This window comes from Natronospirillum sp. (assembly GCF_022565775.1).
Lineage (GTDB): Bacteria > Pseudomonadota > Gammaproteobacteria > Pseudomonadales > Natronospirillaceae > Natronospirillum.
The window spans coordinates 1-20,357 of record NZ_JAIUMC010000055.1; the positions used below are offsets into that span (position 1 = coordinate 1).

At 59.5% G+C, this 20,357-nt stretch carries 17 protein-coding genes; 13 read left to right on the plus strand and 4 right to left on the minus strand.

The features are described from left to right. Positions 1–152 precede the first annotated feature (152 nt). Positions 153–707, plus strand: coding sequence for a YcnI family protein (locus LAT62_RS10865; protein ID WP_293383334.1), 555 nt, complete (start codon positions 153–155; stop codon positions 705–707). Continuing rightward, on the plus strand, positions 679–2,370 hold the full coding sequence (locus LAT62_RS10870) for a copper resistance protein CopC (protein WP_293383337.1): 1,692 nt from the start codon (positions 679–681) through the stop codon (positions 2,368–2,370). Before LAT62_RS10865 ends, LAT62_RS10870 begins: the two co-directional genes overlap by 29 nt. 12 nt (positions 2,371–2,382) lie before the next feature. Here the strand turns inward: LAT62_RS10870 and LAT62_RS10875 are convergent, their stop codons facing one another. From LAT62_RS10875 to LAT62_RS10890, 4 genes are all read right to left on the minus strand, one after another. After that, positions 2,383–3,186: an ABC transporter substrate-binding protein gene (locus LAT62_RS10875; protein WP_293383340.1), complete on the minus strand. Its 804-nt coding sequence runs from the start codon at positions 3,184–3,186 to the stop codon at positions 2,383–2,385. Positions 3,187–3,298: 112 nt separating this feature from the next. Then, the gene (locus LAT62_RS10880) at positions 3,299–4,513 is read right to left on the minus strand and encodes an MFS transporter (RefSeq protein WP_293383343.1); all 1,215 of its coding nucleotides are present in this window, start codon (positions 4,511–4,513) and stop codon (positions 3,299–3,301) included. A 4-nt stretch (positions 4,514–4,517) separates the two neighbouring features. Next, positions 4,518–5,003, minus strand: a complete 486-nt coding sequence (locus tag LAT62_RS10885; RefSeq protein WP_293383346.1) for a YajQ family cyclic di-GMP-binding protein — start codon at positions 5,001–5,003, stop codon at positions 4,518–4,520. A 57-nt stretch (positions 5,004–5,060) separates the two neighbouring features. Beyond that, positions 5,061–5,630, minus strand: a complete 570-nt coding sequence (locus LAT62_RS10890) for a YqiA/YcfP family alpha/beta fold hydrolase (protein WP_293383349.1) — start codon at positions 5,628–5,630, stop codon at positions 5,061–5,063. 73 nt (positions 5,631–5,703) lie between these two features. Between LAT62_RS10890 and LAT62_RS10895 the strand changes: the two genes are divergently transcribed. From LAT62_RS10895 to LAT62_RS10945, 11 genes are all read left to right on the plus strand, one after another. Then, on the plus strand, positions 5,704–6,312 hold the full coding sequence (locus LAT62_RS10895) for an ABC transporter ATP-binding protein (RefSeq protein WP_367120559.1): 609 nt from the start codon (positions 5,704–5,706) through the stop codon (positions 6,310–6,312). Beyond that, on the plus strand, positions 6,312–8,810 hold the full coding sequence (locus LAT62_RS10900) for an FtsX-like permease family protein (protein WP_293383352.1): 2,499 nt from the start codon (positions 6,312–6,314) through the stop codon (positions 8,808–8,810). The genes LAT62_RS10895 and LAT62_RS10900 overlap by 1 nt, the downstream gene beginning before the upstream one ends. A 1-nt stretch (position 8,811) precedes the next feature. After that, complete coding sequence (locus LAT62_RS10905) at positions 8,812–9,927, plus strand: lipocalin-like domain-containing protein (protein ID WP_293383354.1); 1,116 nt, start codon at positions 8,812–8,814, stop codon at positions 9,925–9,927. A 64-nt stretch (positions 9,928–9,991) separates the two neighbouring features. Then, the gene (locus LAT62_RS10910) at positions 9,992–10,405 is read left to right on the plus strand and encodes a cytochrome b562 (RefSeq protein ID WP_293383357.1); all 414 of its coding nucleotides are present in this window, start codon (positions 9,992–9,994) and stop codon (positions 10,403–10,405) included. 10 nt (positions 10,406–10,415) lie between these two features. Then, positions 10,416–11,084 carry a cytochrome b/b6 domain-containing protein gene (locus LAT62_RS10915; RefSeq protein ID WP_293383360.1) on the plus strand — a complete coding sequence of 223 codons (669 nt, stop codon included), beginning with the start codon at positions 10,416–10,418 and terminating at the stop codon, positions 11,082–11,084. Positions 11,085–11,214: 130 nt separating this feature from the next. Beyond that, on the plus strand, positions 11,215–13,446 hold the full coding sequence (locus tag LAT62_RS10920; RefSeq protein ID WP_293383363.1) for a bifunctional diguanylate cyclase/phosphodiesterase: 2,232 nt from the start codon (positions 11,215–11,217) through the stop codon (positions 13,444–13,446). A gap of 272 nt (positions 13,447–13,718) precedes the next feature. Continuing rightward, positions 13,719–14,675: a LacI family DNA-binding transcriptional regulator gene (locus LAT62_RS10925; RefSeq protein ID WP_293383366.1), complete on the plus strand. Its 957-nt coding sequence runs from the start codon at positions 13,719–13,721 to the stop codon at positions 14,673–14,675. A gap of 53 nt (positions 14,676–14,728) precedes the next feature. Further along, complete coding sequence (locus LAT62_RS10930) at positions 14,729–15,958, plus strand: extracellular solute-binding protein (RefSeq protein ID WP_293383369.1); 1,230 nt, start codon at positions 14,729–14,731, stop codon at positions 15,956–15,958. 69 nt (positions 15,959–16,027) lie between these two features. Next, positions 16,028–17,125 (plus strand): carbohydrate ABC transporter permease, encoded by a 1,098-nt coding sequence (locus LAT62_RS10935; protein ID WP_293383372.1) that lies wholly within the window; start codon positions 16,028–16,030, stop codon positions 17,123–17,125. Continuing rightward, the gene (locus LAT62_RS10940; protein ID WP_293383375.1) at positions 17,118–18,491 is read left to right on the plus strand and encodes a carbohydrate ABC transporter permease; all 1,374 of its coding nucleotides are present in this window, start codon (positions 17,118–17,120) and stop codon (positions 18,489–18,491) included. Before LAT62_RS10935 ends, LAT62_RS10940 begins: the two co-directional genes overlap by 8 nt. A gap of 15 nt (positions 18,492–18,506) precedes the next feature. Beyond that, the gene (locus LAT62_RS10945; protein ID WP_293383378.1) at positions 18,507–20,303 is read left to right on the plus strand and encodes a glycogen debranching N-terminal domain-containing protein; all 1,797 of its coding nucleotides are present in this window, start codon (positions 18,507–18,509) and stop codon (positions 20,301–20,303) included. Positions 20,304–20,357 lie beyond the last annotated feature (54 nt).

Consider the following 20,357-nt stretch of genomic DNA (forward strand, 5'->3'; position numbering starts at 1 on the left):
AAAAAACGTCATCCATGACAGCTCGACTGCGCACATCCCTGTGCGCAGACGGTCTGCCGGCCCGGTTCACGCCGACCGGCATGGCGACGTCCCAGCCACTTCTTGCGAGGAGCATGGCCAGAACCGACAGCATCAGATTTGAGGAAGGAAAAATGATCAGAACACTTGTCACCGCAACAGCACTCACGGCCGGGCTGAGCAGCCTGGTCGCAGCCCATGCCGGGCTGCAGACCACCGAAGCACCGGCCGGCAGCCAGTACCGCACCGTGATCGGCATCCCCCATGGATGCGCCGGCGCCGCCACCAACGAAGTGCGCGTCCGGGTGCCCAACGGTTTGATTGCCGTCAACCCCATGCCCAAACCCGGCTGGACACTCGAGACCGTCACCGAGCCGCTCGACGAACCTTACATGGATCATGGCCGCGAAGTGACCGAACGGGTCGCCGAAGTCCGTTGGACCGATGGCGAACTGGCCGACGCCCACTATGACGAGTTCACCTTCATGGCGCGTCTGCCGGATGAAGCAGATCGATATCTGCACTTCCCGGTGGTTCAGGCCTGCGGTGATGACACCTTGCGCTGGATCGACGTACCGGCCAGCGGTGAGGGTGTGGCCGATACCGACTATCCCGCACCGGCGCTGTATCTGAGCGAGCCGGAAGGCGGGCAGCACGGTCATGAGCACGGACACAGCCATGATCACTGAGCGCTTGCGCGACAAGGGCCGGCACCTGCTGCTGGCCCTGTGTCTGTTCGGCATGCCCCTGGTCGCCCAGGGGCATGCCGTACTGCTCAGCCACCAGCCCGCGAGCAATGCCATGCTGCGGGACACGCCGGACGAACTCACGCTGCGCTTCAATGAGCCGGTGTCCCCGGTGTTCGTGCGCCTGTTCGACCCGACGGGTGAGCAGCCGCTGGGTGATCTGGCGCCTATGGCCCGCGACGATACCGTGGTCGTCGAACTGCCGGTTGAGTTGCCCGAGGGTGGCTATCTGGTGTCCTGGCGGGTGATCTCGGCAGATTCGCACCCGGTGGGCGGGTCCTACCGGTTTCAGGTCGGCACCTCATCCATTGACTGGGGTGCTGCGGAGCAGTGGGCAGCAGATCGGGAGTCCGCACTGCTGCGCTGGCTGCATGTCGGTAACCGCTCACTCCTGTTGATCAGCCTGCTGCTGTTGGTGGGCAGTCTGCTGGCGCGGGCACTGCTCTGGCCCACCCTGACATCGGCCGAGCGACAGGCGGGCCTGTCCGATCGGCGCCTGCTTTGGCTGGGCGGCCTGCTGATGGTTACCACCCTGGCGCAGGTGGTTATCCAGGGCCTGCGCATGTATGGCTCTGGTTTGACCTGGCACAGCGTGCCGGAGGCTGTCGGACTGGGTCTGGTGTCTTCGCTTGGGCAGAGCAGCCTGGTTTTGCTGGTGTCCGTGGTGTTGCTGGTGGTGGTGCTGTCACTGGGGAGTCTGCGCTACAAACGGCCAGGTAATATCCTGGCCACCCTTATTGGGCTGGTGGCGCTGGGTTCCCTGCTGATGACCGGCCACATTGCGACGGCACCCGAAGCCCGCTGGTTGGTACCACTGCTGGCCATTCACCTCTTGGTAGCGGCCTTCTGGCTGGGCGCGATGGGGCCGCTGTATCGCGCGGCAGTCCGCGTTGATACTGCCCGCTGGCGTTTACTCGTAAAGCGCTTTTCAGCACTGGCTATTGTGACTGTGCCCATTTTGCTGCTGGCGGGGCTCGGTATGGCGTTGTATCAGGTCGATGAAGCCGCTGCGCTGCTCTCAACAGGTTACGGGCGCAGCTTGCTGCTGAAGATCGCCCTGGTGATGTTCGTCCTCCTGCTGGCGCTGGACAATCGCTTCCGACTGACGCGACAACTGGCGGCCGAAAGTCAGGGTATCCGCCAGCGCTGGCAGCGCAATCTGCGGGCGGAAAGTGCGCTGTTGCTGGGCGTGGTCGCCGTTACGGCGGCCCTGTCGACCTTCATGCCGGCGCGCAGTGGTGCGCATCACCATGATCACGACCACTATCTGCCCTATGAAAGCATGGGCGACATCGTTCAGCGCATGGTCGACGGGCAGATGCTTACACTGGACTTCCAGATGGCGCATGACAGTGTCGGTGAGAACCAGATCATTCTGGCATTCTATGATGACGACCAGATCGTGCGACCACAGGAAGTCGAAGTACGCTTCAATCTGCCGGAACTGGATATAGAAGGAGAGTGGCAGACCCTGGAGCCGGTCGGACAACTTTACCTGCAGACGGTGTCGGACATCATGATCCCCGGGGAGTGGATCATTGAAGTCAATGCGCTGGTCAGTGATTTTGATCGTGACACCTTCCGGCTGGAAGACGGCTTCTACTGAATGATGGGCAGCTCAGGGTGATCTGAGTTCAATCACGGTACGCTGGTCGACCTCCAGGTCGCTGAATATGTGGCCGAAGTGCAGGTCGACCAAATGGTCGAGTGTTCCATCGGCTTCCATGTCCTGCAGTGCCTCGGAGAAAGCTCGATGCAGTTCTGGCCTGTGTGGGCTGACGTAGAATACCTCATCCCTGGCATAACGCAGCAGCAGCCGATACTCCAGGGTGAGTTCGGGGTTTTCTGCGAGTTCTGCCTGCACTTCCTTGATTGACCGTGACAGGTAATCAAAGTCGGTACGACCTCTGGCCAGCTTGCTGAACATCACCTGCCAGTTGCCCTGCTCGACAAAATAATCGAGCTCATTCGCTGCCCAGACCTGACTGTCGATCCAGCCTCTCCCGAAACCGGCGGTCAGGTTCAGGGACCGAAAGTCGGCCAGATCCTCCACATCATCAAACAACTCCTGATCTTCGGGGCGGATCATCAGCACTCGCTCTCCTATCATTCCCCTGGTCAGGCCTACCCGGGTAGGCAGGTAACGCTGATCCCGGTCCGGGTTCTCGATCATCCACATGATATCGAGCGTGCCGCTTTCGAGCATATTTTGGGCTCGGACCTGCGGAATGGGGCCCGTCATTTCCAGTTCGTTGTAGTCCGGCATTCTGCGCAGCGCCTCATGGGTAACATCCATATAGAAGAAGCGACCTTCCAATTGCTCTGCCAGCAACGGCAGGCGCACAGTGCTTTCGGACGCCACGGACATGGCAGTAAGCAATAAAGAGAGCAAGAGCACAGACAGACGACGGACGATCAGCATGTATCAGCAACGGCTTAAACGTTCAGAATTAGGTTTAGTCGAGTTGACCGTAAAATCAAGGATTTGGCGATGGCAAGTTGTTTGGCCGCTGTCGAATTGACCAGACAGGACACTAATCGCGCCACAGTTGACGGCCCGGTGCCAGCCAGAGCAGCCCAGCAATCACCAGTGTGGCCGTCACTGCCAGCACCACGGGGAAACCGAAGAGATCGGCCAGGCCACCCAGACCAAAGGCGCCCAGTGCGGGCATACCCATGGTGATTACCGTCCACAGGCTCAGTACCCGCCCTCTGTACTGTTCCTCAACGGCCAGTTGAGTCATCGCCTGACAGCCGGTGCCGGCGATGGTCATGGTCACGGACAGCAGCAGTATCACCGTGGCGACTAGCGGCAGGGACTGCCAGAGCAGCAGCGGGTAAAGCAGGAGCGAGGTGCCGAGCAGCGCAAGCAGCACCAGATTGATCAGGCGTGCTTCGGCACCGCGCTGACGTGATATGAACAGGCCGCCCAGGATCGAACCGACACCGGCCAGCGCGGTCAGCATGGCCAGGGTGTTGGCATCACCTCCGAGCAACTGGCCTGAGAGAGCAGGGAGCAACTCGATCAGAGAGCGCCCCAACAGGCCGTTCAGGGCGGCCAGCAGCAGAATCAGCCGGATTGCCGGTGTCGAGAGCGCAAAGGTCAGTCCTTGCCAGAGGTCACTCAGCAGTGACGCTTCGGTCTTTTCGCCAATAACTGGCACATCGGGAATGCGCAGCAAAAACACGGCACCAAAAATAAAGAGCAGCGCAGACAGCGCGAATACCATGCCGGTGGTGGTCAGCGTCAGCAGGCCGGCGGCAACCGCTGGCCCCAGAATCCGTGACAGATTGAAGATGATAGCGGACAGGCCTATTCCGCTTGGCAGCAGGGCGCGCGTTACCAGTCGCGGCATCATGGACAGGCGCATCGGGTGATGGGCCGCCATGACCATGCCTTTGGCCAGCGCCAGGCCCAGCAGCCAATAGATATCGAGTCTCCCGGCGAACCAGGTACCCGCAGTCAGGGCGGCCAGAAGACTCAGGCACATTGTGGTCGACAGCAACCCCTGACGCAGGCGGATACGGTCCGCCACCACGCCAAACACCGGTGAGAGTACGAAGGTGGGGATCAGCATGGTCGCACTCACCACGCCGACCCAGAAGGCGGATTCTGTCAGCACCCAGGCGGTCCAGCCGAGCAGAAAGCGCATGATCCACAGGCCGAAGGTGGAAAAGCAACTGGCCAGGAAGTAGCGCCGAAACGCCGGGATGGAGAGCGCGGAGCGGCCTTTCTCGCCGTTGTTCAAGGCCTCAGTCCCGGAAATTGTCGTACTGCAGGGGCAGTTCCAGTTCCGATTTCTTGACCAGGGCAATGGCCTGCTGCAGGTCATCGCGTTTCTTGCCGGTTACCCGGACCTTGTCACCCTGGATGGACGCCTGCACTTTCATCTTGCTGTCTTTCAGCAGCTTGATGATCTTCTTGGCCATGGGCTGATCGATGCCCTGACGGAAGGTCAGGCGCAGGGTAAACAGCTTGCCGCTGTGTTCAGGCTCGTCGTCGACCTCGGCACCGGCGGCGCTGACACCGCGCTTGGCGCAGGCATTGCGGAAGACATCTTCCATCTGACGAACCTGAAAATCGGACTCTGTGGTCAGCGCTACCGTCAGATCCTTGAGTTCAATGGTCTTCTCGACGCCACGAAAGTCGAATCGGGTGTCCAGCTCACGTCGCGCGTTGTCGACGGCATTGCGCAGTTCGACTTCATCAACTTCAGAGACAATATCGAATGAGGGCATGGGTCAAAAATCCTGTGCTTCAGAGGTGCCCAAGCTTAACATGAAACGCCTTGGCGCTCAGGTACGACCGAAGAAATCCAGGATGCGGTCCGCATGGCGTTCAATGCCCTGGAAACCGTGATCGCCGCCACTTTCGACCACCTGTCGGGCCCGCGGCAAAAAGTTGACCGCCTCACGGTAATCCAGGGTCTCATCGCCGCTTTGCACCAGCAGCAGACACCGCTTCTGCATCGAAGGCTCAGGAGTGATGGCCAGTTCGTCGAGTTGCCGGGTGTGATCCGGCGTCCATTCAAAGTGACTGCCATCATGAAAGTGGGCGACCTGGCCAGTCAATTGACCCAATGTCAGGGCGGGCTGTACCGAGGGGTTGATCAGCGTCAGGCGCAGCTCGAACCTGTGCGCGAGGTGCAGGCCATAGTATCCTCCCAGCGAGGACCCGATCAGGTGAACCGGCTCATGGCGCCGGGCATACTGGATCAGGTCTGCCAGGTTGCCAATGGCGAGCTCCGGTATCCAGGGCAGTGAGGGCGCCATGAAGGGGATGTTCTTGCGTTGACAGAGGTCCCGGAAGAAGCGCGCCTTGGTGCCGAAACCACTGCTGGCAAAGCCGTGTATGTAGATGATCATGGGGTCTAATCCGAATCAAATGATGCTTACTGTAGACCAGGTCAGTAAACAATTCACCACTCCGCAAGGGCCTTTGCCCGTATTGTACCAGGTCAGCCTTGACCTGGCGGCGGGACAATCACTGGCCCTGACCGGAGAGTCCGGCAGTGGCAAGAGTACCCTGCTGCACCTGATCGCCGGCCTCGATCAGGTGGACCAGGGACGTATCTGCATTGGCGAGCATGACATCACCGCGCAGGACGAGTCGGGTAGAGCTGCGTTACGCCGGCAGACAGTGGGCCTGGTGTTTCAGCAGTTCAACCTGATTCCCAGCCTGACCGTGGCCGCCAATCTGGCCTTTCAGGCGCGGCTCGCCGGGCGCTTTGATGCTGCAGAGTTGGCCCGCCTCGCGCAGCGCCTGGGTCTGACGGAGGTCATGGAGCGCTATCCCGAGCAATTGTCCGGTGGCCAGCAACAGCGGGTCGCCATCGGACGGGTGCTGGCCGCAAAGCCGGCGCTCGTCCTCGCAGACGAACCCACTGGCAATCTTGATGAGGCGACCGGGGATGCGGTACTTGACCTGTTTCTGGAGGGGGTCAAGGCGACCGGGAGTGCGTTGCTGATGGTCACGCACAGCCCGCGGCTGGCAGCCCGCCTTGATCGCTGTCAGCATCTGCACATGGGCAGGCTGGAGCCTCTCTGATGCCGTTCATCGGAACTCTGGGTCTGGTGCTGGTGACCCTGTTCAGCCACTGGCGGCGACACCCCGTTCAGGGGCTGGCCTGGCTGAGCGGCCTGCTGCTGGCCACCGCCCTCTGGAGTGGCGTGCAGGCTCTCAATGCGCAGGCGCGCGACAGCTATGACCGGGCAGCCAGTCTGTTTGACGGTGCCGCGCTGCCGTCGCTGGTGGCTCGTGAAGGATCTTTGCTTGCTCAGACCGATTACAGTGCCTTGCGCCGCCAGGGCTGGCCGGTATCACCGGTACTGGAAGGCCGACTCGAGTTCCCCCGTACAGAGGCAGATCCTCTGCGTCTGACCCTGGTCGGCATAGACCCTTTGACCTTGCCTGCAGAGGCCACGGCCGGTCAGGCGGTAGACGGCACCGGTTCCGATCTGATCGCCTTTCTGACGAACCCGGGCCGCACTCTGGTGAGTCCTGATTCACTGCGCGCGCTGCAGGCCAGTCCGGGTGACCGGATCAGCACGACCGATGAACAGATGCTGCCGCCGCTGGCGGTCAATGCATCCATACCACCGGGCAGCCTGCTGGTTGATATCGGCTTCGCGCAGCGCCTGCTGTCCCGGGAAGGGCAGGTGAACCGCCTGCTGATACCCGACGACCCGAGCTGGCTGGATCGGCCGCTGCCCGCCAATGTTGCAGAACGCCTGCGTTGGCAGGCCGGACAGTCGGAAGAGGATCTCGGCCGCCTGACTGACAGTTTTCATCTCAACCTGACGGCTCTTGGTTTGCTGGCATTCGTGGTGGGGCTGTTCATTGTGCATGGGTCGACCGGTCTGGCATTCGAACAGCGGCGCGGACTCCTGCGCACCCTGCGCGCCTGTGGCGTGTCCCAGCGCACGGTGCTGGTCGGACTGCTCACCGAGTTGCTGCTGCTGGCCCTGGTGGCCGGTTTGCTGGGGCTGTGCCTGGGGTATCTGGTGGCTGGCTGGCTGCTGCCTGATGTCGCGGCCAGTTTGCAGGGCCTGTATGGCGCCCGGGTCAGTGATCAATTGCACCTGGACCCCCAATGGTGGCTCACCGGGCTCGGCATGGCGCTTGGCGGGGCTTTGCTGGCCTCCCTGTCCAGCCTGTGGCAGGCCGCTCGCATGCCGGTGCTGGCTTTGGCGCGCAGCGAAGCCTGGGGGCAGCGCCAGAGTGGCCAGTTGCGTCTGCAAACACGAGTAGGTCTGGTGTTGCTGGCGGGGGCAGTGCTGATACTGACGACTGGGTCGGGGCTGGTGCTGGCTTTTGCTGGTCTGGCCGCCCTGTTGCTGGGAGCGGCGCTCTGTCTGCCCATGGTGCTTTCCCTTTGTCTCAGGCTGGGTCAGCGTTTTGCCCGCGGCCCCCTGAGCGAGTGGTTCTGGGCAGAAACGCGACAGCAACTGTCCGGGTTGTCGCTGGCATTGATGGCGCTGCTGCTGGCGCTGGCGGCCAATGTGGGTGTGGGCGGCATGGTCGACAGTTTCCGCCTGACGTTCACCGGTTGGCTGGATCAGCGTCTGGCCGCCGAGGCCTATCTCAATGCCGACAGTCCGCAGCAGGCCGAGCGCATCGACAACTGGCTGCAGCAACAGCCCGACGTGGACGCGGTATTGCCGACCGTGCAGGCCACAGTGCGCTACGGTGACTGGCCACTGGAGATCAATGGTATTCGACCCCATGCCACCTATGAAGACTACTGGCCGGTGCTCCAACTCCGGCCGGGGGCCTGGTTCAATCTGGCTGCCGGGCAGGGCGCGCTGGTCAGTGAACAATGGGTGCGCACGCATGGTTCCGGCCCCGGGGACGAAGTGACACTGACGGGCGATCGCGCCTGGACGCTGACCATCGAAGGGGTGTATGCGGACTATGGCAACCCCCGCCCGCAGATGCTGGTCTCCGGCTCTGCCCTCAGCGACTGGTACACGGGCACGCCGCGTCAGGGGTTCAGCCTGCGCCTGCCTCCCGAAAAAGCCTCTGATCTGGTCGCCAAAGCTCGGGATGAACTGTCACTGTCCGACTTCGCCGCCATCGATCAGGCCTCCGTGCGCGGATTTTCCGAGCAAGTCTTCGAGCGCACCTTTGTCGCCACCGGCGCACTCAACACGCTGACGCTGGCCGTTGCGGCCATCGCCCTGTTTACCAGCCTCCTCACCCTGAGCCACAGCCGGCTGCCGCAACTGGCACCTCTTTGGGCTCAGGGGGTTACCCGTCGGCATCTGGCCTGGCTGGAAGGCGCGCGCACTCTCGGCCTGGCCCTGCTGACGGTGCTGCTGGCCATTCCCCTGGGGCTGCTGCTGGCCTGGGTGTTGGTCGCTGTCATCAACGTCGAGGCTTTTGGCTGGCGCTTGCCGCTCTACTTCTTCCCGCTGCAGTGGCTCACGCTGGCTGGACTGGCTCTGATCAGTGCTTTGTTGGCCACGGCCTGGCCGGCCTGGCGCCTGGGCCGACAGTCTGCCGGGCGCTGGGTGCGTGTGTTCGCCACCGAAGGAGGACACTAGTATGCGCTTGTTGCTGATCAGTCTGGCCCTGATTCTGGCCGCCTGTAGCGATCCGACACCGGGCGGCGACGATGCGGTGACCCAGGGGTTCGCCGGGTTGGGTGGCGATGCGGACGAGTTCGCTCAGGTTGATCCGTCACAGCCCCTGCAGTTTCCCGAGGATCATGCTGCCCATCCGGAGTACCGAATAGAGTGGTGGTATGCCACGGCCAATCTGCAGGATCAGCAAGGCCGTCGCTATGGTATCCAGTGGACCTTGTTTCGTCAGGCCCTGGAGCCGGAGGCGCAGCTTGGTGACTGGCAGGATGGTCAGGTGTGGATGGCCCATGTCGGGCTGACCACAGCAGAGGATCACTGGCAGGGTGAGCGCTTCGGCCGCAGCGGCGGTGGACAGGCCGGCGTCGTGACCGAGCCGTTTTATCAGGCCTGGCTGGATGACTGGTCTTTGAAAGAGGTAAGAGCGCCGGGCAGTGAGCGCTCGCCGTCTGCCCTCGACCCCCTGAGTCATCTCCGCCTGCAGGCAGACACTGACGACTTCGCCTATGACCTGGTATTGCAGACCGATCAGTCGCTGGTTCTGCATGGCGATGACGGCTTCAGTCGCAAGTCCGAGCGGGGTCAGGCCTCCTGGTATTACAGCCAGCCCTTCTATCAGGTGAATGGTCGGCTCACGCTTCCCGACGGCGAACAGGTGACGGTGCGCGGCGATGGCTGGCTGGACCGGGAGTGGAGCAGTCAGCCGCTGGCCCCGGAACAGCAGGGCTGGGATTGGTTCTCCCTGCAACTCGACAGTGGCGAGCGGGTCATGCTGTTTCGCCTGCGCGAAGACGACGATGATGAGAGCTTTCGCGCCGGCACCTGGATCAGTGTGGCGGGCGAGGCCACGCCACTGACGCCACAGCAGATCGACATGACGCCGACAGAGACAACCGAAGTGGCCGGGCGCACGGTGCCGGTGGGCTGGCGACTGCGTCTGCCCGATTTCGGGCTGGATATCGACACCCATCCGCTGAATCCGCAGTCCTGGATGGATACCAGCATTCCGTATTGGGAAGGACCGGTCGAGTTTTCAGGTTCACATACCGGCCGTGGGTATCTGGAAATGACCGGCTATTGAATCTGAGCCTCCGCACGCCACGTATAATCGGCTTCAGAAACAGGATTCAACTGGAGATCGAAGCATGGCAGTGAAGCAGATGTTGGGGGCGCTTGCGCTCAGCGGATTGATGGTCTCGGGCAGTGTGGCCCGCTGCGCGGATACCGAGCTGTTTGGATACATGGAGTCGATGCGGGACAACCTGCAAGTGATCACGCGCAACGTTCGGGGCGGCAACCTGGATGCCATAGAGCAGGAGGCCACTGCCTTTGCGCAGGCCGTGGAAGCGGCGACCCAGGAGGTGCCCTATGCGCTGAGCAATGGCAGCAGCGCGGATCTCGAAGACTATCAGAACGTCATCGGCGATCTGTATGCGGCAGCGAGGAGCCTTGAGGATGCTGTTCTGGCGGGTGATCAGGCGACTGCAACCGCCGCGCTGAACGAGATGTCGCAAATCCGGCGCACCGGACATGGCCGTTTCAAGGCCCGTTCCTGTTGAGGAAGAGAGGATGACCACTACCGACAAGAGCAAAGTGGCCGTCTGGGACCTGCCGACGCGACTTTTTCACTGGTTGCTGGTGATCGGGCTGGTGGGCAGTTTTGTCACCATCAGTCAGGGCTGGATGCAGGCTCACTTCTATTTCGGCTATCTGCTCACCGGATTGATTCTGTTTCGAGTGCTTTGGGGACTGGTGGGCACCACCTACGCTCGCTTCACGGGCTTCAACCTGTCTGTTGCGGGCTTCTTTCGCCAGTTGCGCGACATGGCCACCGGGTCGGCGGCGCCTGTCGCCGGGCACAATCCAGCCGGGGCCGTGATGGTGTTGATCCTGCTGCTCGTGATTGGACTTCAGGCGGTCAGCGGGCTTTTCTACACGGACGACGTTTTCTGGTTCGGGCCCTTTTTCTTTGATGGACCCAACTGGGCCGTCAATATGGCAGCCTGGCTGCATCCCAGACTGCCCATGCTCATCATGTTGTTGGTCAGCGCTCACTTGCTGGCCCTGATTTACCACCGGTTCCGCCTGGGAGAGCGGCTCGTCGGCGCCATGATCCACGGGCGCAAGTCTGACCTGCCTGCCGCGAACAGTCGCTCACCGGTCCAGCCCGTCGCCCTGATGTTCAGCCTGCTGGCCGTGGCTGGCTGGTTGGTTTATCTCTGGCTGCAACCGATCTGACATCGCACAACGGCGGAAACCATTAGCGCTATTCCGGTTTTTTGCAAATCCCAGACTGTGTACTACTCTTGAGGTACAGCGGTCACTTGACCAGTTTGTCACCTGAATAGGATGTTGAGGTGAAATATCGATGAGCAGCCAGCGTTCAAAAACACCCCCTGCCAACGACCTGCATCAGTTATTGCCATCGGGCCAAAGCGCCAGGTTAACGAGGATTGATGAACTAACAGACGCGGACTGCCGTGCTCTTCTTTCCCAACTCGTCCTGCATCAGGAAGAGTTGCGAACTCAGAACAGGGAAATGCAGCGTGCCATAGAGCTGCTGGAAATTTCCCAGAACCGCTACCGCAGTCTGTTTACAAACGCTCCAGCAGCCTACCTTTTATTGGATGCAAAAGGTCGAATTCTCGAGTCCAACAAGGCTGCCAGTAGTCTACTTGCAACCGGATTGGATCTGACGCAACGTCACTTTTCTTCCTTTTTGGCGTCGGAATCGAAAGCACTGTTTCATCGACACCTTCACTCTGTAGCGAAGACACGGTCAATGGATAAAGTCTATTTGACTCTGGCAGACGCCCAGTTCAACCCGCGCGTCCTGGGAATACAGAGTGTGGTGGAATACTCGGATGAAGAGCAGTTTCTGCTGCGCTGTATCTTGACCGATGTGACTGAGAGGCGGGCGGAACAGCAACAACTGCAGGCCTCTGCCAAATTGTTCCGGGATGCGGCTGAGGCCATGGTGATGACGGACTCGGAAGGCAATATACAATCCACCAACAACGCTTTCTATCGACTGACCGGGTATACCGACAAGGAAGCTTTGGGGTCCAACCTGTTTCGGTTGCTGGAGTCAGGCAACCACCCCGATGCGTTCTACGACAGCATTTGGGAGACAGTCAATCGACGAAGTGTTTGGGAAGGGGAAATCTGGATCCGCCGCAAGAACGGTGTGGTCGGTCTGGAGTGGCAGAGGGTTAGCCGAATTGAAGGAATCGATAGCCAGCCGGATTATTTGATGTTTGGTTTCTCTAATATTGAAAAGATCAGAGGTTCCAAACGCAGAATTCAGTACTTGGCCACCCATGATGCCCTGACAGGGCTCCCCAACCGGAGTATTTTGCGCGAGAAGGCATTGCATGCCATTGCTGAGGCCAGTGCCAATGGAAGCCAGGTTGGGGCCATGTTCATTGATATAGACCATTTCAAGACCATCAATGATGACCTGGGCCATGACGTTGGCGACGAGCTGTTGGTTGAGATTGCTTGTAAGCTTAGAAAGTTGATTCGCCCAGTTGATACGCTGGCACGCATCGGCGGTGACGAGTTTTTGCTGATCATTTCGAACTGCACTTCGGACGAGGCCACTCTGATAGCACAGCGAGTTTTGAACTTGCTCAGTGGCAACTTCGACATCCGAGAACGGCAGCTCCATGTCACCTTCAGCGGTGGTCTCGCCGTTTTTCCGGACGATGGCGGTGATCTGGATCTGCTGAGAAGATGCGCTGACATTGCCATGTATCAGGCCAAGAATGAAGGTCGCAATCGCCTGCGGCTATATGAGCGTGAGCTGGGTCAGCTTATTGCTGAGGAGCGGCGTCTTGAAGACGCATTGCGTCTGGCGATCCAAAACAAGGAGCTGCGATTGGTGTACCAGCCGCAATTCGATGCGCATTACACGGCAAAGCTTGTGGGGGCGGAAGCCTTGTTGCGCTGGGATGATCCTGAATCAGGGCCCATCAGCCCCGCCCGGTTTATCCCAATTGCAGAAAAATCGGAGTTGATCAAGGATATTGACCGGTATGTGTGTGAGCGCCTTTGCAGCGACATGGCAGACTGGATATCCGAAGGCATTGAACCGCTGTCTTTGTCCGTCAATATTTCGCCGAAAGAGTTCAGCGATGGGCAATTTACGGCCAGCCTTTTCGAGACCCTGGACCACTACTCACTGTCGCCCAAGTTGATCAAGCTGGAGCTGACAGAGGGCGCGTTTACAGAGAAAAACGATGTCTTGTTGCGAGAAATCAGAAGCCTCCGTCAAGTGGGTGTTGAGTTGTCCATTGATGACTTCGGCACGGGGTATTCGTCTTTGGTCAATTTGAAGTGGCTGCCCTTGTCTGAACTAAAAATCGACAAGGAATTTGTAGATGGTATCGGCAAGGACAAGCACGACGAGGCCCTCGTCTACACCTCCTTGGCATTGGCCCTGGCGCTGGGATTGAGGAGCGTGGCCGAGGGGGTAGAAAACGAGGACCAACTGACGTGGCTGAGAAACTTCGGTTGCACGAGAATTCAGGGGTTTTTCCTGAGTCGGCCTCTGGAAAAGGAAGCCTTCCGGGACGTCTTGATTCACGCGCCCAGGTGAGCCTGAAACTGACTGGTACGGCAGGTTGAACCAGCGCCTGTTATGCTACTTCGTTGAAATACAGGCTTTGTCACATCCAAGGCCTGTACTTGAGACCACATACGATTGAACACCGTGACATCAAGTGGTCACGGCTGGTTGAACGCCGTCTGCTTGTCTACTGAACAAATCGATTCAGGGCAGTAATCAGTAACGTAAACGTTTACGTATGGCTAAGGATATGTATAATCGGTATCAAATGGATAAAAACAAGAGTGGAAGCAGCCTTTACTGTGGACAGAAACACCATACATGAAGCGGCGCGGCGAGCCGGCGTATCGGTCGCCTCGATATCGCGCGCCCTGAACAACAAACCAGGCATTGGTCCGGAGACGCGTCAGCGGATACTCGACATCTGCGCAGAGCTGGGATATCAGCCATCGGCAGCGGCGCGGCAGTTGAAAGAAGGGCGGACCGCAACAGTAGGGCTATCGATGGGTATGCGCGACTGGCAGATCAATCCCTATGTGTCGCTGGTGTTTGAGCATCTCACCACGCATTTGCAGACTCGGGGCCTGACGCCTCGCCTGTACCATCACAGTGACATGGAACAGATGATTGCCGAGACGGCATCGGCTGTGCTGCTGGGCGTGGAAGCGGAAGACTCCCGGGTGCATGCACTGCAGGCGGCTCGCATCCCGTTTGTCTCCATTGGACAGCGCCTGGATGGTTTCTGGATCTGCCCGGACGACTTTGCCGGTGGCGTTCTGGCGGCAGAAGCCCTGTTGCAGGCCGGCTGCACCCGCCTGGCAATGATTGAAATCGATTCGCAGGGCAAGGGCACCGGCCTGCGTGCCAAAGGGTTTCATGAAACAGTCGGTAACGCGGATCAAACCGCCGACATCTGTTGGGTGCCTGATTCGGATACGCCGTCGCTGACTGCCTATCGAACTCTGATGCGTGAATGGCAGACCACCAGGCCAGCCTATGACGGACTCTTCTGCGAGACTGACGAGGTCGCGCTGGGTGTGCTCAAGGTGCTGGAAGATTTGAACATCAGTGTGCCGGATCAGGTCCGGCTGGTAGGTTACGATGACCTGCCCGTTTTCGGTCAGACGCTGACCACCATTCGGCAAGACACCAATGAACTGGTGAGAGGTGCCGTGGATCTTCTGATTCGAGCCCAGCAGGGCTCAGAACCGCAGGCAGTCATCATGCCTGTGCAGCTGGTCAGGCGGGGAACAGTCTGACTTTTTTAGTGGTAGCAACGTAAACGTTTACTTAACTTGAAAGAGAGGATGTCATGAAAATAAAAACAAGTCTGATAGCCGGTCTGGCACTGTGTGCATCACCGGTATTCGCTGAGGATGTCGTGCGTGTCAGCGGTTGGGGTGGCGACAATATTGTCGTGGTCAATACACTGCTCAACGAAGTGTTGGCCGATGAACTGGCAGAAGCCGGCATCAGAGCCAGTTACGAGCCGGTTGAAGGTGATTTCGCGCAGAATATTACCAATGCGCTGTCGGCCGGCACGGCGCCGGATATCTTTTACGTGGATTCTTTCTGGGGCTATCCGTTGTTTGCTTCGGGACGCATAGCGACCGTTTCGGAAGCCAACCAGGCCGTGGCTGACGACATCATTCCGGCCCTCAACGAGGCCTTCACCTATAATGGCGATCTGAAAGGCATTGCCAAGGACTTCAATACATTGGCGGTTCAGTTCAACAAGGACATCTTTGACGATGCCGGTGTGGACTATCTGAGCAGTGATGATGACTGGTATGACTTCCGCTCGAAGCTGCAGGCAATCCAGGCAGAACTCGATGATGTTGACGGCCTGTGTGTGGTGCCGGACTACGCCCGTTTTGCCGCCTTTGCACTGGCAACCGGCTGGACCCCGATCAATGAAGATGGCCATACCGTTCTGGATGACGATTTCCGCGAGGCCTTCGAGTTCTATACGTCGCTGGTAGAGGAGGGTGCCGGTGTGCTGGCTGCTGATATCGGTCAGGACTGGACCGGCGGTTGTCTGGGCAACGAATATACGGCGGTTTCCATCGAAGGTGCCTGGATGGTGGGCTTCCTGCGCGATCAGGCGCCCTCCATGGAATACGACACAGTGCACATTCCCCGGCACCCGGGTACCGGAGAGCGGGGTAATCTGGTGTTCACCGTGTCCTGGTCGGTTGCCGCCGACTCTGATGTGTCCGAGTCTGCACACAAGCTGGTCGAGTTACTGACGTCACCCAAGGCCCAGCAGTGGGTGCTGGAGAGCGGCCTGGCATTGCCCAGCCGTGAAGCGCTGGGGGACAATCCCTACTTTGAGCAGGATGACCGCGAGGCCCACATGAGTCGCGTGGTGTTCGAGGGCGCCAGTGATGGCCATGTTGAACCCTTTGCTTTCGGCAGTTACGGCGAGAGCTGGAAAAGCATCATGGACGAGGCGCTGGGTGCGGTGCTGCTGAACGAGAGAACCGTGGACCAGGCCATTGCAGAAGCACAGGCCTCCTATGATCGCCTGACCGGGCGCTGATCGGCCGAGCGGGTATCGATCGTCGGCTAGGGCGATCGGTACCCGTTATCGTGCAGCAAGGAGATCATCATGAATCTTTCCATGCATAACCGGGAGCGTCTGGCCGGCTGGTTGTTTGTCACACCGTTCTGTGTCTCGCTGTTCGTGTTTTTTCTTTACGCCCTGGGGCGTACACTGATTTTCAGCTTTCAGTCCTATGACCTGTTCAATGACCCGGTCTGGGTCGGATTGCGCAACTATCTGTCGCTGCTGACTGATCCGCTGTTCACCCTGGCTTTCCGGCATTCGATGGCGTTCGCCATCATTGTCACCGCCTTGCAGACCGTGCTGGCGCTGTTGCTGGCTCTGGCCGCCAACCGCAAGGTGCGCGGACAGAGCGTTTTTCGCACCATTTTCTACTTTCCGTCCATTCTGTCCAGCGCGGCAATGACGCTGATCTTTATCTGGGTGTTCCAGCGCCGGGGTATCATCAATCAGGGTCTGACCTGGTTGTCTGCGCATGTTGGCTTGTTGCTGATTTTCTGTGCCGTGGTGGCGCTGGTCATGCTGGTCCTGTTCCTGAACGGGCGTCGACGCTATGACTGGGTACGCTGGTACGACCCCTTCCATTTTGCCTGTGCGCTGGCTATTGCACTGGTAGTGGCCGTGATCTGTGCCGGCTACGGCATTGGGGTGCGCAGTGTGGAAGCGGTCAGTATTACCTGGATGAATACCCGGCAGGTCTGGGGACCCTTGCCACGCACTCTGTGGGCCATCGTGGTGATGAACATCTTCACCACCATACCGACCCTGATGCTGCTCTATCTGGCCGGGCTGCAGTCGATCCCGGATTCGCTGTACGAAGCGGCAAAACTCGAGGGTGCGTCGCCTTGGCAGCGCCTGCGCTTCATTACCTGGCCGCGGCTGATGCCGGTCACTTTTACCGTGGTGACGCTGGGTATCATCGGCACCTTGCAGATGTTCGATCAGGTTGCCCTGCTGGGCGATGCAGCACCGCTGCAATCACGGATTACCCTCGCTTTCTATACCTACTACAACGCCTTCCCGCCAGGGGGCACCCCCCGTATCGGCATGGCCAGCGCTGCAGCGCTGATTCTTGCCCTGGTGACTCTGGTCATGGTGCTGCTGCAGCGCTGGGTCGGCGTATCGGAGACAACCAATGACTGAACTGACCGCAAAGGCCCGTGCCGAACAGGCGGCGGTGCGCCGCCGGCAATGGTCGGCGATTCTGCTGATGTACGGTGTGCTGCTGAGTGTCGCCACCATACTTCTTGGAACTTTTCTGTTTTCCCTGCTCGCCAGCATCAAGCGGGATCCGCTTGAACAGCCGTTCAGGCTCTGGTTCGAGCAGATTCAGCCGACCAACTGGGTTGTGGCCTGGCAACAGGGTCGCGCTGGCGCCAATGATGCTTTCTGGGGTGGTCTGGCGCCGGGAGGCTCTGTGGTGTTTGACGTCACCTACGCGGCCCCTGTCGCGGTGGGGCTTGAGGAGCCGGATATCCAGATTCCGCGCCGCCGCCCCGGTACCGGGATGGCGGCTGTGGTTTATCAGGATTTTGCGGCTGATCATGTGGCAGATCTCGAAATCAGGCGCATCGATGACGAGCGCTTCACGGCAGAAGACGCCGATGGTCTGATGCAGGAATGGGAAAAAGCCACCTGGCGTATCGCTTTTCGCCATGATGGAGAAGGGCCGCGCCTGGAGCGTGTGCCGCTGACGTCTGCAGCGCCCAGAGAGCAGTTTCTGGTTGACGCCACACTGCCGCCGTCCCTGATGGAGCGACGCGGGAGGCAGGCCAGTTGGGACAACATCTCTCCCGGTGTGCTGGGGTATGTGCTCAACAACTACCGGCGGGTGTTCAAGGAGTCCATAGACCTCAATACCGGAGACAGCCTGTTTCTGAGCTGGACCAGGAACAGCTTCTTCATTGCGCTGGGACGAGTGCTGCTGACGTTGACGCTGGCCACCACCGCCGGTTATGCGCTGGCGCGGCTGAAATTTCCGGGCAGTCGTGCCCTGTTTATGCTGTTGCTGCTGAGCATGATGATCCCGGTGCAGGTGACGTTCATCTCGAACTATCTGGTGATACGGGATATCAACCTGCTCAATACACCCTGGGCGGTGATCATGGTCGCGATAGTGTCGGCTCAGGTGCTGATCATGAAGCAGTTCTTCCAGAGCATACCGCGCGAAGTCGAAGAGGCTGCGCTAATGGATGGTGCCGGCTACTGGACCACCTATTGGCACATTATTCTGCCCATGAGCAAACCGGCCCTGATCACCATCACCATCATGGCCTTTCAGGGAGCCTGGAATGATTTCTTCTGGCCCCTGGTGCTGATCAGCAGCCCCAGCAATGCCTTCACGCTTCCAGTGGGCCTGCTGTCACTGCGCAATGCCTACGGTGGTGCGGGGGACTGGTCACTGATTCTGGCTGGCGCCTTCATGTCCACCATACCCGTGCTGATCATGTTCATCGTGTTCCAGCGCTACATTGTCGATAACCCCATTGCCTCCGGCAGCAAGGAATAAGGAGCCTGTAGTCCCATGATTCCTCTCAAGCACAACTTCGCCTACTGCATTCTGGACAGCAGCGGGCGGATGGACTCTGACATGCGTGAAAGTGGATTCTACTTTCTGGATACTCGCGTGCTGAGTCAGTACAAATGGTCTTTCGCCGGTTTTGACTGTCTGCACCGGGTGGCGGCAGATGGTCGCCAGCTCACCGAGTACTGGTCCCGCTCGCGGGACCATCGGCAGGAGCTGGCGATCAGGCGTCAACTGCGCTTGTCTGAAGGTGGCTTCAGGGATGTGCTGGCAATCAGCAATACCGATCATCGGTTTCATCGCTTTCAGGTAGACCTGGCTCTGAACAGTGATTTTGCCGACATGTTTGAAGTCAGGGGGCAGTTTGCGGACCTGGACCATCGCACCGTGACCTGCGCGCGTGGCACCCATCACTATCACGGCCACTACAAGGCGACTGATGACGCAGAGCATGATGTCCGGGTGCATCTGACTGGTGCGGACTTTCATGACGAGGTTGAAATACCACCCGGCAAGACCATCGAACTGGTTGTCGAAGCAACGGTCAGTAGTTCATTGCCGCAGGGTCGCTTGCCGCTCCAGTTGCCGGAGAAGTGGCTGGGAGAAGCCCCCGACAGTGAATCGCAGGGCGTCTATGAGCAAGCCTGCGCCGATTTGAGCTGCCTGCTGCTGGCAACCGATGAGGGGCTCACAGTGGCGGCCGGCATGCCGTGGTTTGTGACGCCTTTCGGGCGGGATGCCATCATCACGGCCTGGTTTCTGCTGCCCCGCTACCCCGAACTGGCTCTGGGCGTTCTGCGCTTTCTGGGCCACCATCAGGGACAGCACGAAGACTCGTTTCGCGATGAGCAGCCCGGCAAGATACTGCATGAGCAGCGGTATGGTGAACTGAGTCGTACCGGGTGCCTGCCGTTCCAGACCTACTATGGCTCGGCCGACTCGACGCCGCTGTATCTGTTGCTGTTGGCGGATACGGTGCGGCGTACCGGCCGGGACAGCCTGATTGGCGAGCTGCGACCACACTGGGAAGCGGGCTTGAACTGGATGATGAAGCATCGTGATGAGCGGGGCCTTATCGTGTTTCGGGGCAATGATCGAGGGCTGACCATACAGAGCTGGAAAGACTCCAATGACTCGCTTAGTTACGCCGACGGCACGCTGGGCCAGGGCGCCCTGGCCGTCGCGGAAGTCCAAGGGTACGCTTTTGCGGCCTTCCAGGCCGCCGCGCAGTTCTATGCTCACTTGGGTGACCAGGTACAGGCTGACAACTATCTCCGCGAAGCGCAGTTGATCCGGCAGAGACTTCACGACTGGTTTTGGATGCCCGAACATGACAACTTCGCCATTGCCCTGGATGAACAGGGCCGGAAGCTGGACGTCAACAGCTCCGACTCGGGGCATCTGCTCTGGACCGGCGTGGTCTTTGAGGACAAGGCGGCCAGATTGGTACCCCGCATGCTGCGAGATGACATGTGGTCCGGGTGGGGTTTGCGCACCTTGAGCACGGAGGCTCATATGTACAACCCGCTGTCCTACCACAACGGATCTGTCTGGCCACACGATACCGCGCTGTTCGCAGCCGGTCTGAAACGCTATGGCTTCAATGCGGAATTTGATCGGGTGACCCGGTCTTTGGTCGATCTGGCGAGCAGTCAGTCAGACCGGCGTCTGCCAGAACTGGTCGGTGGTTACAGTCGGGAGACACACCCGCCGTTGCCCTATCTGGACGCCTGTCGGCCTCAGGCCTGGTCTGCCGCCGCGATGGTGTACCTGCTGACAGCTGGAGAGCAGACATAAAAAAAGGTTCATCGCGGAAGTACGGGAAAATGTTGGAGGGTGGCGGTAAATCCG

What these genes read in the sequence shown, in the direction of transcription:
- LAT62_RS10865 (WP_293383334.1), top strand. Translation starts at nt 153, where the DNA reads ATGATCAGAACACTTGTCACCGCAACAGCACTCACGGCCGGGCTGAGC.
- LAT62_RS10870 (WP_293383337.1), top strand. Translation starts at nt 679, where the DNA reads ATGAGCACGGACACAGCCATGATCACTGAGCGCTTGCGCGACAAGGGC.
- LAT62_RS10875 (WP_293383340.1), bottom strand. Translation starts at nt 3,186, where the DNA reads ATGCTGATCGTCCGTCGTCTGTCTGTGCTCTTGCTCTCTTTATTGCTT.
- LAT62_RS10885 (WP_293383346.1), bottom strand. Translation starts at nt 5,003, where the DNA reads ATGCCCTCATTCGATATTGTCTCTGAAGTTGATGAAGTCGAACTGCGC.
- LAT62_RS10890 (WP_293383349.1), bottom strand. Translation starts at nt 5,630, where the DNA reads ATGATCATCTACATACACGGCTTTGCCAGCAGTGGTTTCGGCACCAAG.
- LAT62_RS10900 (WP_293383352.1), top strand. Translation starts at nt 6,312, where the DNA reads ATGCCGTTCATCGGAACTCTGGGTCTGGTGCTGGTGACCCTGTTCAGC.
- LAT62_RS10905 (WP_293383354.1), top strand. Translation starts at nt 8,812, where the DNA reads ATGCGCTTGTTGCTGATCAGTCTGGCCCTGATTCTGGCCGCCTGTAGC.
- LAT62_RS10910 (WP_293383357.1), top strand. Translation starts at nt 9,992, where the DNA reads ATGGCAGTGAAGCAGATGTTGGGGGCGCTTGCGCTCAGCGGATTGATG.
- LAT62_RS10915 (WP_293383360.1), top strand. Translation starts at nt 10,416, where the DNA reads ATGACCACTACCGACAAGAGCAAAGTGGCCGTCTGGGACCTGCCGACG.
- LAT62_RS10920 (WP_293383363.1), top strand. Translation starts at nt 11,215, where the DNA reads ATGAGCAGCCAGCGTTCAAAAACACCCCCTGCCAACGACCTGCATCAG.
- LAT62_RS10930 (WP_293383369.1), top strand. Translation starts at nt 14,729, where the DNA reads ATGAAAATAAAAACAAGTCTGATAGCCGGTCTGGCACTGTGTGCATCA.
- LAT62_RS10935 (WP_293383372.1), top strand. Translation starts at nt 16,028, where the DNA reads ATGAATCTTTCCATGCATAACCGGGAGCGTCTGGCCGGCTGGTTGTTT.
- LAT62_RS10940 (WP_293383375.1), top strand. Translation starts at nt 17,118, where the DNA reads ATGACTGAACTGACCGCAAAGGCCCGTGCCGAACAGGCGGCGGTGCGC.
- LAT62_RS10945 (WP_293383378.1), top strand. Translation starts at nt 18,507, where the DNA reads ATGATTCCTCTCAAGCACAACTTCGCCTACTGCATTCTGGACAGCAGC.